12 protein-coding genes are annotated in these 14,071 nt (G+C 61.4%); 6 read left to right on the forward strand and 6 right to left on the reverse strand.

The genetic code is table 11. From position 1 onward, the window contains the following. Positions 1 to 2 precede the first annotated feature (2 nt). Positions 3 to 626 carry an SMI1/KNR4 family protein gene (locus PspS35_RS19810; protein ID WP_159936446.1) on the forward strand — a complete coding sequence of 208 codons (624 nt, stop codon included), beginning with the start codon at positions 3 to 5 and terminating at the stop codon, positions 624 to 626. Positions 627 to 634: 8 nt separating this feature from the next. Here the strand turns inward: PspS35_RS19810 and PspS35_RS19815 are convergent, their stop codons facing one another. Beyond that, entirely contained in the window at positions 635 to 1,192 is a 558-nt protein-coding gene (locus PspS35_RS19815; RefSeq protein ID WP_159936447.1) for a hypothetical protein, read from the reverse strand. Between the two features lie 795 nt (positions 1,193 to 1,987). Next, positions 1,988 to 2,716, reverse strand: coding sequence for a hypothetical protein (locus tag PspS35_RS19820; protein WP_159936448.1), 729 nt, complete (start codon positions 2,714 to 2,716; stop codon positions 1,988 to 1,990). Positions 2,717 to 2,845: 129 nt separating this feature from the next. Here PspS35_RS19820 and PspS35_RS19825 point away from each other — a divergent pair, with 129 nt between their 5' ends. Beyond that, positions 2,846 to 4,105 (forward strand): IS256-like element ISPsy17 family transposase, encoded by a 1,260-nt coding sequence (locus PspS35_RS19825; RefSeq protein ID WP_159934745.1) that lies wholly within the window; start codon positions 2,846 to 2,848, stop codon positions 4,103 to 4,105. Positions 4,106 to 4,199: 94 nt separating this feature from the next. Here PspS35_RS19825 and PspS35_RS19830 read toward each other — a convergent pair whose 3' ends face one another. Further along, a complete protein-coding gene (locus PspS35_RS19830) occupies positions 4,200 to 4,496 on the reverse strand; it encodes a hypothetical protein (RefSeq protein ID WP_159936449.1) in 297 nt (98 codons plus the stop codon). A 144-nt stretch (positions 4,497 to 4,640) separates the two neighbouring features. Between PspS35_RS19830 and PspS35_RS19835 the strand changes: the two genes are divergently transcribed. The 3 genes from PspS35_RS19835 to PspS35_RS19850 all read left to right on the forward strand — a co-directional run bounded on the left by PspS35_RS19835 (position 4,641) and on the right by PspS35_RS19850 (position 8,805). Beyond that, the gene (locus PspS35_RS19835; RefSeq protein WP_159936450.1) at positions 4,641 to 5,891 is read left to right on the forward strand and encodes a hypothetical protein; all 1,251 of its coding nucleotides are present in this window, start codon (positions 4,641 to 4,643) and stop codon (positions 5,889 to 5,891) included. A 183-nt stretch (positions 5,892 to 6,074) separates the two neighbouring features. After that, on the forward strand, positions 6,075 to 6,701 hold the full coding sequence (locus PspS35_RS19845; RefSeq protein ID WP_159936451.1) for a glutathione S-transferase: 627 nt from the start codon (positions 6,075 to 6,077) through the stop codon (positions 6,699 to 6,701). Positions 6,702 to 7,068: 367 nt separating this feature from the next. Beyond that, on the forward strand, positions 7,069 to 8,805 hold the full coding sequence (locus tag PspS35_RS19850) for an OPT family oligopeptide transporter (RefSeq protein ID WP_159936452.1): 1,737 nt from the start codon (positions 7,069 to 7,071) through the stop codon (positions 8,803 to 8,805). A gap of 14 nt (positions 8,806 to 8,819) precedes the next feature. Here PspS35_RS19850 and PspS35_RS19855 read toward each other — a convergent pair whose 3' ends face one another. Together PspS35_RS19855 and PspS35_RS19860 are read right to left on the reverse strand one after the other, a co-directional pair. After that, positions 8,820 to 9,278 carry a transposase gene (locus tag PspS35_RS19855; RefSeq protein WP_159936453.1) on the reverse strand — a complete coding sequence of 153 codons (459 nt, stop codon included), beginning with the start codon at positions 9,276 to 9,278 and terminating at the stop codon, positions 8,820 to 8,822. A gap of 538 nt (positions 9,279 to 9,816) precedes the next feature. Beyond that, positions 9,817 to 10,689 (reverse strand): hypothetical protein, encoded by an 873-nt coding sequence (locus PspS35_RS19860; RefSeq protein WP_238785900.1) that lies wholly within the window; start codon positions 10,687 to 10,689, stop codon positions 9,817 to 9,819. A gap of 126 nt (positions 10,690 to 10,815) precedes the next feature. On the opposite strand from PspS35_RS19860, the gene PspS35_RS19865 reads away from it, so the two are divergent. Beyond that, the gene (locus tag PspS35_RS19865; protein ID WP_159936454.1) at positions 10,816 to 11,937 is read left to right on the forward strand and encodes a lactonase family protein; all 1,122 of its coding nucleotides are present in this window, start codon (positions 10,816 to 10,818) and stop codon (positions 11,935 to 11,937) included. A gap of 3 nt (positions 11,938 to 11,940) precedes the next feature. Here PspS35_RS19865 and PspS35_RS19870 read toward each other — a convergent pair whose 3' ends face one another. Beyond that, positions 11,941 to 13,998, reverse strand: a complete 2,058-nt coding sequence (locus PspS35_RS19870; protein ID WP_159936455.1) for a methyl-accepting chemotaxis protein — start codon at positions 13,996 to 13,998, stop codon at positions 11,941 to 11,943. Between the last annotated feature and the right edge of the window lie 73 nt (positions 13,999 to 14,071).

The following is a 14,071-nucleotide window of genomic DNA, read 5'->3' on the forward strand; positions in this document are numbered from 1 at the left end:
CAATGACTGACTACCGTGGATTGATCTTCGACGACACCCGAGAAGGCGCATCCGACCAGGCCCTCGCGCAGTTGGAAGCCACTCTCGGCGCCCGCCTGCCGGATGACTACCGGCAGTTTCTCAAGACCTGCAACGGCGCCACCGTGGACTACGACGTGCTGGCAACCATGAGCAATGGCGATAAGGAGTTGCTGAGTTTCCTGCTGTATGGCCTGGACCCCGGTGAAACCTACGAGTCCAACCCTTTTGAACTGGAACAACTGCGCCAGCAATCTGGTTTCCCCGCGACGGGGTTGTTGCCGATCGGCCGCGATGGCGGCGCGAGTGTGTTGCTGCTTGACCTGCGCGACGGTCGCCAGGACGTGGGCGCGATGGTCGCAGGTTTACCCGCCTGGACAGGGCGTCGCCAGCACGGTGATGAGTACGTCGTACTGGCGAACTCGTTCAATGCCTACCTGGACTTGCTGCATTTGTCCCAGGAACGAATCGCGGAGCACATCAATCACTTCGTCATCAGCGCGGTTACGATTGAGGCGACGCTGGCGTGGCTGGATCAAGGCAGTCCGGGTTGGCGCGAGCGCTATCGGGCTGTGTGGAATGCGCGAGTGCTGCAGAGGCCGATTTGAAGCATGGATCAGGTTGCACAGGGCGCGTCTTGAAGGAACGCTTTTAGCGCTGCCGAATAGAGCGTTAAGGGTTGGTCCTCGGTATCGAGCATGGCAAATGGAATCACGGTGATATGTGAAAACGTCTGGGCGCTTATTGAATAGGTTTTCTGCCTGCACAGGCCGTGAGTGTTATTAAGTATGAAATCAAACTTGAACAACTCCTGACGCGTGCACCAACTGGGAATCAAGCCAAGACTCAAGCCCGTCAGGTATTCCTGCGCGCACGCCCCGCCCGAGGAAAACGCCGAGATTTTTATGGCCAGTACGGGGAAGTTCGCAGCCGCTGGGGTTGAGCTGATGTCTTGTGCGTGTGGAATGATTTTTTGTGTCGCTTGATAGGCGCGCTTGCCGAAGCGGCTGTCTTTCCAAGGCGCGTCAACTGCATACGTGAAGCTGGGGACATTTTCATTGCTTGCGGCGTCAACAGGTTCGTTGATGGGCGGTTTGGAAGCATATGAAGTACAGCCGGCGCAGAACATTGCCATGCTGAGAACAGCCAAACTGTTAACGATTAGGCCTCGCATCTTGAGTTTTCCCTAACGATTCATTAGCCGACTTCATCCAGTCGGTGCTTGATTATAGGGGCATGGGTTCAGAACGCATTAATCATGCACACTCTCTTTGTCGATACGCGCCCTGCTGTGGTGGGTTGTCTTTGAACAGCGTCGCCAGGTCGATAGCGGCATCACGGCAACCTCCCGTGGTGAGCGGGCTTGCCCCGCGCTGGGCAGCGGAGCAGCCCCAATAAGGCCGCTGCGATGCTTCAAGAAAACCGCAGGGTATGGTTTTGGGGCTGCTCCGCTGCCCAGCGCGGGGCAAGCCCGCTCACTACAAAAACCTGCGTGCGTGGGTTAAGCCTGTGTACTGAACCGCTGCGCCCCGCCGGCACCATGCTGTGCTTTTCTTTGAGATAGCGGCATCACGGCAACCTCCCGTGGTGAGCGGGCTTGCCCCGCGCTGGGCAGCGAAGCGGCCCCAATAAGGCCGCTGCGATGCTTCAGGAAAACCGCAGGGTATGGTTTTGGGGCTGCTCCGCTGCCCAGCGCGGGGCAAGCCCGCTCACTACAAAAAACTGCGTGCGTGGGTTAAGCCTGTGTACTGAACCGCTGCGCCCCGCCGGCACCATGCTGTGCTTTTCTTTGAGATAGCGGCATCACGGCAACCTCCCGTGGTGAGCGGGCTTGCCCCGCGCTGGGCAGCGGAGCAGCCCCAATAAGGCCGCTGCGATGCTTCAGGAAAACCGCAGGGTATGGTTTTGGGGCTGCTCCGCTGCCCAGCGCGGGGCAAGCCCGCTCACTACAAAAACCTGCGTGCGTGGGTTAAGCCTGTGTACTGAACCGCTGCACCGCCCGCCGCGCCAACATCGCCGCTTCCGTCGCCTCGGTCGCCCGTTCGCCTTTGTAGGCCAGTTGGGTCAAAAACTCTGCATCCCTGAATTCCGCCGGTACCAGGCTGTGCTTATCTTTGAACAGTGGCGCCAGGTCGATGGTGTTGGCGAAGTTTTCCTGGGTCAGGCTGTAGTAGCCCATGGCGCTGCCGGACCAGGGCGAGCTGGCGTCCGTCGTGTCGATGGCGGCATCTCGGTAGGCAACGGCTGCGGTCTTGAGGCCCAGGGATTTGTTGAGCAGATCCGTGAGCCGCTGGGTGTCCGAGCTGTTGAGCTGGCCGGCGGTATTGAGCACTTTAAGGCTGCCGTCAGCGTCTACCGTGAAGCCATATTTCTTGCTGGCCAGGTCGGGGGCGGTGGTGGAGAGCGTTGCCTGAAAGGTCTGGAAAGAGGCTTTCAGCACGCTGTTCGCAGTCCTGAAGAGCTCGGCGAATCGATGGTACTCCGGCGATTCTGAGCGACCGACCCAGGTGTCGACGACTTCCAGCGGTTTCGTCGTGCTGCTGGTGTCTTCGCTGGGATGATAGATGGCGGCGGGCGCGGCGTTTGCCAGGGCGTCCTTGGCAACATCCGTCAGCGGTTGGGGCACCAGCGCCTGGTCGGAGGGTGCGAGGCGGCTGCTGGCTGGGGGAAGATAGGCGGAGCTGACGGAGAGTGCCATTTAATCGGTCCATGATTGGCGGGTTCATGAAGGTTATCGACGGGAACCGGCCAAGCTTGAACTTGCAGGATCGTACGAGACTGTCAGAAATTTTGTGTTCGGGCATAACATGTAGCTAGAGGTGCATCTATGCCGACCAAAAAGAAGCCCGCCCATGCAGCAGCGAGGGAGTTACCCTCGATTCCCCAAGAGCTGATCGAGCAGTTTGTTAAAGGCCCGATGAGCGCCGAAGCCATTCAAGACGCGTCCATGGCGTTCAAGAAGGCTCTGATCGAGCGCGCGCTAGGTGCCGAGCTGGGTCACCACCTTGGTTATCCTCAGGGCGCGGAGCGCCCTGAGGAGTCGACCAATCAGCGCAATGGCAAGAGTGGCAAAACGGTTCTTACCGACGATGGGCCGCTTCGCCTGGATATCCCCAGAGACCGCGATGGTAGCTTCGCCCCGATCCTGATTCCCAAGCACGAACGCCGTTTTACAGGCTTCGACGACAAGATAATTGCCATGTACGCCCGGGGTATGACGGTGCGTGAGATCCGCGCTTTTCTGTCTGAGCAGTATGGAACTGACGTGTCCCATGACTTCATCAGCTCAGTCACCGATGCCGTAATGGAAGAAGTCGGCTCTTGGCAGCAGCGCCCCCTGGAGCCTATGTACCCGGTCATCTTCTTTGATGCGCTACGGGTCAAAATCCGGGACGAGGGGTTAGTGCGCAACAAGGCCATTTATCTGGCGCTGGGCGTATTACCCGATGGCACACGTGACATTCTGGGGATCTGGATTGAGAGCACCGAGGGCGCCAAGTTTTGGATGAAGGTCTTCAACGACCTCAAAACGCGTGGGGTAGAAGATGTTCTAATCGCCGTCACGGATGGCCTTAAAGGGATACCGGAGGCTTTGGGAGCGGTTTTTCCTGCCACGACGCTGCAAACCTGCATCGTGCATCTGATCCGCAACAGCTTGGACTATGCCGCTTGGGATAAACGTCGGGCATTGGCCAAAGCCCTCAAGCCGATCTACCAGGCGATCAATGCGGACGTGGCCGAGCAAGAGCTCAACGCCTTTGAAGCGGGGCCTTGGGGTAAGCAGTATCCGACAGTAGTTGCTGCATGGCGTCGCGCCTGGGATCGGGTTATACCGTTTTTTGTATTCCCGGCGGGTATCCGAAAAGTGGTCTACACGACCAATGCCATCGAAAGCATCAACGCTCAGCTACGAAAGATTATTAAAACCCGTGGGCACTTCCCGACCGACGATGCGGCAACGAAGCTGATCTGGCTGGGACTACGAAATATCACGGCTAACTGGGGGCACCCGGCGCATGATTGGAAAGTGGCAATGAATCAGTTTGCGATTCTTTACGGAGACCGATTTACCAGACCGAGCTGGTAAAACAACGGCCTGCCTGACGGCAGGCCCTAACCAGCCCGAACACAAAAAAACTGATACTCCCGATCGTACAAGCCCGCTGGCCCCCTTGGACCTCTCAAGCACCCGAGGACAAAAGCGCCAGCAGCTCGCGCAGCACTTCAACCGCCTCCAGCTGATAGCCCTCACGCCAGCGCGCCGACCAATCATCCGGCCGACCGTCTTCTTCCCACGCCGATAACGCCAGGCCGTTGACGATTTCCAGCTCAAACCACTGGCGCTGCCACGCGCCAGCATCCGTTACCAGAGTGGTGTCGTGCCACAGGAACTCGGTGTGGGCGACAAAAAGGCTCCAGCGGAACAGATCTTCTGAGGCCTGTTCTGCGAGTCTGATCAGTTGTGCTTTGTTGTCCATGACTGGCTATTTGCCCTTGATTTCTTCCAACCGCGTGACAGCGCCCGCATCGCAGCAATTGCCGTGTACGCCTGCAACGCTAGTGGCTAGCGCCCAATCTCTGGATAATACCCTCCTCCCGCCCCGATACGGATATCCCGCTTTATGAAGTCGCCCGCGTCCGCCCTGCTACTCGCGTCTGCCCTGTTGCTGCCAGCCATCGCCCACGCCGACGACGCCGCGCTAACCGACACGCTCAAGGCCTTCACTCGCTGCGACGCCACCTTCTTCAGCAGCCTGAACACCCACCGCGCCGCGTGGCAGGCCTATGCGCCGCTCAAGCAGGACAAGGACTTCACCTGGATCGCGGTTAAAAACCGTGCCGATCGCAACGCCAACCAAGTGCCGGTCAGTGCACCGCCCATCGCCGGCCTGAAGCTGCTGACGTATGCCGACGAGGCCAGCGACCTCGACGAGTTGGGGCGCTACTACTACTGGGGTTTTGTGGTGCAGGGCGGTGTCGACGAGGTGGCCCAGCGCCTGGCTCCGCTGTTGGACCAGCCCGCGCGCCTGCAAAAAATCGACGGGGGCTATATTCGCAGTGAGCTCAAGCTCGACGACCGCTGGCAGGCGATCAAGCCGCAACCGGGCAAGGCGCCCGGCACACGCAACGTTGAGCGGGTGCTGATCGTCGAGCCCGACGGCGAGCACACTCGCGTCAGTTGCTCGGTACAAGGTGGCGTCGATGCGGCGCTGCTGGCTTGGCTGCGGCCGGACATTGCGCCGGTCGACTACCCGCGCACCGTGGTCGAAACCAGCATCAACGATGTCGAGGTACCTGCCAGTGTGCTCCAAGGCCTCGACGCGCCACTGCTGCAGCCGAAATTCAAGAGGTTGAGCTACACCTATCTCTCCAAAAAAAGCGACGGCAGCCCGGACAGCCCCACCTCGGTGACCTTCACCGCCGACGGCGGCCTGCTGAAGAAGAACGAGCTCTACGGCAACGCCTTCAACGTCGACCGCCTGATGCTGGCCGACCTGATCCAGTTGAAGTCGAAGATGAACGGCGTCGGCGATGGGCGAGTGCTGCAAACCCTCGCCGTCGAGATGAAGGTGCCGAGCAGTTGGGCGCCAGGCCAGACCTTGCGCGCAGACCTGCAGATGCTGAACGTGCCCGCCAAGCCCACCGACACACCCACCGCCACCTCATTGATCTGCAAGATGGGCGAACGCTTCCCGGCGCGGCAGGTGTTTGCCTCGCTGACCGGAGACGCCATCAAGCTTGAGTGCGACCAGGGCGACTACAAGACCTCGCGGGCGTTCATCTTGGACTTGGGCGTGGCCTTGACGCTGGAGTCGACATCGAGCCAGTTCCACTACGTGAATCAATACACGGCGCTGGATGTTGTGCGCTGATCGACACATCAGGAGGCAGGGCATGGAACTGAGATGCCCATGCGTTTTGGGCATTTCTCTATGCAGATCCTGGAAGAGAAAGGGCTGCAAGCCTTTATCGAAGAGGCGTTCAACGCCGATTGAGGGCACTCTACGGCGGCGCCGCAGTCTGTTCCTTCACACCCCTTGCCCAGCGGAGTTCCCATGATCATTGTTCACCACCTCAACAACTCACGCTCGCAGCGCATCCTGTGGCTGCTGGAAGAGCTTGGCCTGGCCTACCAGATCAAGCGCTACCAGCGCGACCCGAAGACCAACCTCGCACCGCCTGAACTCAAGGCGATCAACGCCCTGGGCAAGTCCCCGGTGATTGAAGACGGCGCCCATGTGGTGATCGAGTCCGGCGCCATCGTCGACTACCTGATCCGCCGGCATGGCGACGGTCGCCTGCAACCTGACCCAGCCTCGGCGGACTACGATAAATACGTGCAATGGCTGCACTTTGCCGAAGGTTCGGCCATGTTGCCGTTGATGCTCAACCTCTATGTGGGACGCCTGGGCGATGCTGGGGCGCCGTTGCATCCGCGCATCGAATCCGAAGTCGCCAACTACTTGGGCTATCTGAACGATGCGCTGGCGCACACGCCGTATTTGCTCGGTGATGAGCTGAGCGGGGCCGATATCCAGATGAGTTTTATCGGTGAAATCGCCAAGGCCCAGGGCAAGTTGCAGGCCTACCCGCACCTCGCGGCGTGGGTGCAGCGCTTTCAGGCACGGCCGGCGTATCGCCAGGCACTGGAACAGGGTGGCGAGTACGCGTTTGCCCAGTAACTGAAGCGCGGCCAAATGGTGTACTCGACCTCATAGGGGGCATCTAGCTCCATGTAGTGAGCGGCCTTCATGTAGTAAGCGACCTTCATGTGATGAGCGGGCTTGCCCCGCGCCGGGCTGCGAAGCAGCCCTAAAACCAGACACTGCGTTTTACCTGAAAAATCGCGGCAGCCTCATTGGGGCTGCTACGCAGCCCAGCGCGCGGCAAGCCCGCTCACCACATGAAGCCCTGCTCACCACAAGAGCCCGCTCACCACAAAAAACGGGCGGACGTTGCGCTGCTATCCCTTCTTGCCGACTCAGGAACCTTCAGCCTCTACAGGGCTCACTTGTTAGGTCGCCCTGTTTCACGCCGAAAGGAATCCGCATGCTTTCAGCCTCGCCCGCCATTCCCCAGTACGCTCCCGTCGAACGCGAACTCAGCCTGCGTGCCGTCATCACCGGCACGGTGCTCGGTATTCTGCTCACGCCCTCCAATGTGTATGCCGGCTTGAAGATCGGCTGGTCGTTCAACATGTCGATCATTGCCCTGCTGATCGGTTACGCCATCTGGCAAGGGCTGGCCAAGCGTTCCCCGCAACAGCTGCCGTGGACCCTGCATGAAAGCAATATCAACCAGACCGTCGCCTCGGCCGCGGCCTCGATCATCTCCGGCGGCTTGGTGGCGCCGATCCCGGCCTACACCTTGCTGACGGGCAACCAATTGGACGCACTGCCGATGATCGCCTGGGTGTTCTCGGTGAGTTTCCTGGGCATCTGGATCGCTTGGTACCTGCGGCCCTCCCTGCTCAATGACAAGGCACTGAAATTTCCCGAAGGCATGGCCACCCTGGAAACCCTGCTGCACATCTACAACCATGGCCGCGAAGCCGCGACACGCTTGAAGGTGCTGCTCAGCGCCGCCTTGCTGTCCGGCGTGGTGAAGTGGGTGGACACGTTTATGTGGGCCTTCCCGCGCTGGTCGCCCAGCGCGCAGTTGGAGCGCCTGACGTTCACTGCCGACCCTTCGCTGTTGCTGCTGGGGTTTGGCGGCATCATCGGCATTCGTGTAGGCCTGACCCTGTTGCTCGGCGCCTTGCTCGCGTGGGGCGGCCTGGGGCCGTGGCTGCTGGCGCAACACCTGGTGACGTTGCCGGCAGACAACAGCGGCCCGCAATTCGCTGCGTTGGTGGAGTGGTTGCTGTGGCCGGGGGTGAGCCTGATGGTGTGCTCCACCGTGGCCTCGTTGGCGATTCGTTTGTGGGCGTTGCGCACCGCCACCAAGGCCAGCGGTGGTGCACTCTGGACCTGGCCAAAACCCGGGCCTGCCGCGGGTTTCGGGTTGGCGATCTGCTTGGTGGTGAGCCTGCAAGCGCTGTTGTTCGGCATCAACCTGTGGATGGCACTGCTGACCATCCCCCTGGCGATCTGCCTGGCCGCCGTCGCCGCCCGCGTGGTGGGCGCTACGGGGATTCCGCCGATTGGCGCCATCGGGCAATTGTCCCAGTTGAGCTTCGGTATCGTCGCCCCCGGCCAGGTGCCGATCAACCTGATGAGCGCCAACACCGCCGGTGGCTCTGCCGGGCAATGCACGGACTTGATGAACGACTTCAAGGTGGGCAAGGCGATTGGCGCCACGCCGCACAAGCAGGTGATCGCGCAGATCCTGGGGATTTTCATCGGCAGCATCGTTGGTGTGTTTGCGTACTTGGCGCTGATCCCCGACCCGCAGTCCATGCTGCTCACCGAACAGTGGCCGGCGCCAGCGGTGGCGACGTGGAAAGCCGTGGCGCAAACCCTGACCCATGGGTTGGATTCGTTATCGGCGAGCATTCGCTGGGCGATTGCCATTGGCGGCGGCGTAGGCGTGTTGCTGGGTGTGCTCGACAGCCTGTTGCCGGCCCATCGCTCCCGATACTTGCCAAGCGCCGCCGCATTGGGGCTGGCGTTTGTATTGCCGGCGTCGGTGTCGTTGATGATGGCGCTGGGCGCGGTGCTGACCTGGTGGGTGAGCTGCCGTTGGCCGAGCATCACCGAGCGCTTTGCGATTACCGCGGCGGCTGGGTTGATTGCCGGAGAGAGCATCACCGGCGTCGGGGCGTCGTTGTGGCAGATGGTGCAGTAGCCCGCTCACCCTCCTCAGAGCCACGCAGCATCCCACAACGAGTAATCCCCCACTCGTTCCACCAAACCGGCGCGTAAGGGGTTGGCAATGATGTAACGCGCCATTTTGCGAAGATCATCCTCCACACGCACTGCCCTATCGTGATAACCGGGTTGCCAGACACGCTCTTTGCTTTGACGACGCCGGTTGATGACCAGCGTGCTACATGACTTGGTACGTCGCACCACGTCAGCCAACTGCTTTTGTTTGAGCTCAAACAACCAGTGGATGTGGTCAGGCATGATGACCCAGGCAAGAGAGTCAACCAGCCCCATCTCATGAGCCTGCCGGAGCTCGGCGACTAGCAGACGGCCCAGGTAAAGGTCAGTGAACAAGCGCTGGCGCTGATGAACGACGATAGTGACGAGGTAGCTGCGACCGTGCTCCGAGTAACGACCGTGGCGCAGACGATGGGATTGAGGTGTGGGGCGCATTCCATTGCTCTTGGTGAACAGTCTGAAGAACATTAACGCTAGCGCGGTGTGTGGAATGAGCCCGTGGCACTTGGTGACTGAATGTATCCCTGTGGTGAACAGGCTCCTGTAGTGAGCGGGCTTGCCCCGCGCCGGGCTGCGAAGCAGTCCTAAAACCAGACACTGCGTTTTACCTGAACAATCGCGGCCGCCTCATTGGGGCTGCTGCGCAGCCCAGCGCGGGGCGAGCCCGCTCACCACAAAAAGCAAGCTTGCCGCATATTCGCTGGCTGACCACAAAGAGGCTTGCTCGCGGGACGGTTTGACGACTTGTGGTGGCTTGCTGCGGTGCTCTGAAGAGGATAAACAGGCTCCTGTAGTGAGCGGGCTTGCCCCGCGCTGGGCTGCGCAGCAGTCCTAAAACCAGACACTGCGTTTTACCTGAACAATCGCGACGGCCTCATTGGGGCTGCTGCGCAGCCCGGCGCGGGGCGAGCCCGCTCACCACAAAAAGCAAGCTTGCCGCATACTCGCTGGCTGACCATAGCAAGCACGCTCGCTACTGAAGGCGTGCCTTTTCCACTAGCCGCTGCACCCAAGGCGCATCGTGTGGATTGACCACGCCATAGCGCTCCGGCGGAAAAAACGTCCAGTGGTGCGCAGCTTCAACCAAACGCTTGAGTTCTTCGGCAGACAGCCAATAGGCGGTGTGGGTCAAGGGTATCGGCTCACCCTCAAAGCGTCGCCCCAGCAGCAGGTTCGTGCGGGGGGCGAAGGCCAATACTACGTCACGGCTTGGCTGCATGCGCTTTTGCGCGGCCGGCATGCAGCCGACGCGGTTGTAGGTGAAGTCACCCGGGTATTCGTCCTTGATCACCAGCCAATGACCGGCCGTGGTCAGCGCCACGACCCATTGCGACACCCCGCTGCTCTGGGTGCGCTCAAGGCGGCCGTTGTTCCATTGCATGAGGGCGTTGCAGTCCGGGTCGAAGTCCGATGCCCACAGGCTAATACCCGACACCAGGGTATGACGCTCCACCTCGACCACTCCCTGCCCCGGCATCGCCTGCCAGTAAGCGTTGATCGGGTCATGCCTATCGCGCAGGTAGTTACGCAGCGCCCATGCAGCCGTGAACACCAGTCCCGCCAGCACCTGCCAGCCAAACGAATCGCCGATGATGCGATCCACGTCGAGCCCAGCGTCGAATACCGCGCGGTACAGCAACAGGCTCAGTAAGAACGCCAGGCTAGGCAGGAACAATCCGAAACACAATGGCGGACACAACACTGCGATCCAACTGAAGCGGTGCCCACCCCCGTGTTCACGCGCCCAGGCCAGCTCCTGCGCGAGCATCGGCACCTGTTCGCGCGGGCCAATGCCAGGATCGGGTGTGTAGAAACGCCAATACAGTGCGATAGGATCGTTATTCATGGAGCGCATCATGCCCGTGGCTGGCTGCAAGATACACAGCCAGTCGACCGATAAAACAACCATTGCTGTGACTCACTTACAGTCATACGATAACTGACCACAACCACAACAATAAAAGGATTCCTTGTGACTAAACCCCTCCTCCTGGCCGCTGCCATTGCCTGCGGCCTCAGTGCACAGGCCCACGCTGCAACCTTCGCGTACATCTCCAGCCCCGGCGACGGCCTGATTTCCCAGTACCGTCTCGACGAAAGCAACGGCGCCCTGAGCCTGGTCGACCAGGTGACGGCCGGTGACCAAGTCAACCCTATGGCCCTGAGCCCCGACGGTAAAAGCTTGTTTGCCGCGCTGCGGGTCAAGCCGTTCCAGGTACAAGGCTTCAGCATTGACCCGGTCACCGGGCGCTTGACGCCACAGTCCAAGGCGCCCCTGGCCGAAAGCATGGCCTACCTGGCCACCGACCGTGCCGGGCGTTATCTGCTCGCAGCGTCCTACGGGGCCGATACCCTCAGCGTGCAGCCCATCGGCAAGGCCGAGCCGATCCTCACCTACAAAACCGGGCTGCATGCGCATTCCCTGCGCACCGACCCGAGCAATCGCTTTGCCTACGCGGGCAACCTGGGCAATGACCATGTGCTGCAATACCGCTTCGACGCCAACACCGGCGCACTCACGCCCATCGGCAGCGGCTTCGTGAGCGTGCCGGCCAACACCGGGCCGCGGCACCTGGCGTTTTCGGCCGACGGTAAATACCTGTATGTGGTCGGCGAGATGAGCGGCACCGTCACGGCGTTCGCCATCGACGACAGCAGCGGCGCGCTGAGCCAGATCGGCGTGGCCAATGGCATTCCGGCGCGCTTGCAACTGGCCCACGGCGAAGTGCGCGATGCCCGCAACAATGACTTGAAGGACGACCCGACACCACGCATCTGGGCCGCCGACCTGCGCCTGTCGCCAGACGGCACGCTGCTGCTGATGAGCGAGCGCACCAGCAGTTCGGTGTCGGCGTTTGCGGTGGATGCGGCGACGGGCGCTTTGAAGTTCCTCGACAACTACCCGGTCGAAGAGAAACAGCCACGCAATATCGCGTTTTCGCCCAATGGCCAATGGTTGCTGGTGACCGGCGAGAAAAGCGACAAGGTCGGCACCTATGCGGTCAGCGGCAGCGGCGCCTTGAAGCGAGTGGGTGAGGCGGCTTCGGGCAAAGGTGCGCTGTGGATTGAAGTCCTGCGCACCGCAGCCCAATAGCCCTCAGCTCAAACGGAACCGTGCGGTGTTGTCACTCAACGCCTGGCTGCCCTTGCTCAAGGTGTCCGCCGCCCGGTTGACCGCTCGCGCGCCGTCCAGCAAGCGACCCGCCGCCTGGTCGACTTGCTGGATATTGCCGCTCACTTCATCGGCCGTCGCCGCTTGTTCTTCCACCGCCGTGGCGATCTGCGCCAGGGTGTCGGTGACGTTCTGCACGGCGCCGGCAATCTCGCCCAAACGCGTGCCCAGCCCGGTAACGGACTCGGCATCGGTCAAGGCTTGCTCGCACGCGGCGCCCATCAGAGTGACTGCCTGGCTGACCGTGGCGCGCAGGCTGTCGACGGTGCCGGCGATCTGCGCCGTGGAGGCCTGGGTGCGTTGCGACAGGCTGCGCACTTCATCGGCCACCACTGCAAAGCCCCTGCCCTGCTCACCGGCGCGGGCCGCTTCGATGGCGGCGTTGAGTGCCAGCAGGTTGGTTTGCTCGGCGATGCCGCGAATGGTATCAACCACCGATTGAATCTGCTGGCCCTGCTGGCTGACTTGCTGCAACGCGTCGGCCGTGTCGGTGAGGCGCTGGTTGAGTTGCTGGATGCTGGCCGTGGTGCGCTGGCTGTCGCGGCTGCTGTCCTCGGCAATACGTCGGGTTTGCTGGGCGCTGCCCGAGGCTTGCTCGCAGCTTCTGGCGACGCCCATCGACGTGGCCGCCAACTGCGTCGCGGCGGCGGCGATCTGGCTGATCTGGTGCTGTTGGTCTTCGACTTCGCTGAGGGTGCTGCCCGATTGGGAATTAAGGGTGAGCACCGCTGAACCGAGCTGCTGGGTTTCGTGATTGACCCCCAGCAGGCTGGTGCGCAGTTGCACCACCGCCACGTTCAGCGCGGTGCTGATGATCGCGAGCTCGTCGCGGCCTTCCACGGCCACTTCGACGCACAAGTTACCGTCGCGCAGGGACTCCGCCAGGGTGGTGATGCCGCTGGCACTGCGGCGGATCGAGGCTTGCAGGCACATGAACAGGTACAGCGCAGCCAGGGCCAGCAGGCTGAAGGTGGCCGCCACCGGGATGATCTGCTGCAACGAGCGATCGTGGTAGTGAGTCAGGCGTGCATCCAGCGACGTCAGCGACTGGTTGCGCAGTGCGCCCAGGCTGCCGAGCATGGCATCGACACTGCCCTCGAACGCCGTGGTATCGAGCTTGATGGTGCCGCCGAACACGCCGTCGTCGAGCACTTTGAGTTCGTTATCCAGCCGTTGCAGGCTGTTGTCGTACTGCGCCGTCCACGGTTCCATGCCCGCGTATTGCTTGGCCTTGAGCGACGCCGCAGCTTTGACCAACTGATCCCGCGCATCGCCCATGCGGCCACGCAGGTCACGCATCTGCAAACGACTTTGCAGGGTGAACTGCCCCGACGCGATGGACGACTGCCCGACACTGGCCATGCGGCCGATGCGCTCGATCAGGTCGGGCGTGTGCTGGGTGCAAATCTGCATCAGCAGATAGGTTTCCAGCCAAGGGTCGAGGATCAGCCCGGTATCGAGGGCGATCTGTTCACGCAGCGCTTGCATCGCGCTCAACGCCGAGGTGAAACGGTCGTAGCCATCCGGCCACCAGCCCACGGTGCGCAGGGAGGCCGAGTCCATGCCCTTGACGGTGGCCTGCAACGCCTCGAAACGCGCGAGGATATCGGCGCTGGCGTTCTGGGCTTTGAGCGCATCGCCCAAGGTTTGCAGGCTTTGCAGGATCACCGGGAAATTGGCATCGACCTTATCCATCGCCGCCTTGGCCGCCGGTGTCGGCGCGTGCAGGATGTCTGCCGCCTTCCAACGCGCAGCCAGGTTGCGCTGGGCTGTCAGCTGGCCATCCAGCGTATCCAGGGCCAGCAATTGGCGAACGCCGGACTGCTCGTTGGTAATCACACCTAGCTTGGCGCGATAGTCCTGGCCGATCATCCACAGGCTCCCGGCCAGGGGCAGCATGAACAGGAGGAACAACACTTGGAATTTACGCGCAAAACCGAAACGTCCGAGCAGGCGGATACCGGGTGATAACAAACTGTGCATGTCCGACTACTCCATCAAACCACCCACGTGGTGCACGGTGGGCGAAGCCTTGAAATGACTAACGGCAAAGTGC

The sequence above is a fragment of the Pseudomonas sp. S35 genome, assembly GCF_009866765.1.
Classification (GTDB): domain Bacteria; phylum Pseudomonadota; class Gammaproteobacteria; order Pseudomonadales; family Pseudomonadaceae; genus Aquipseudomonas.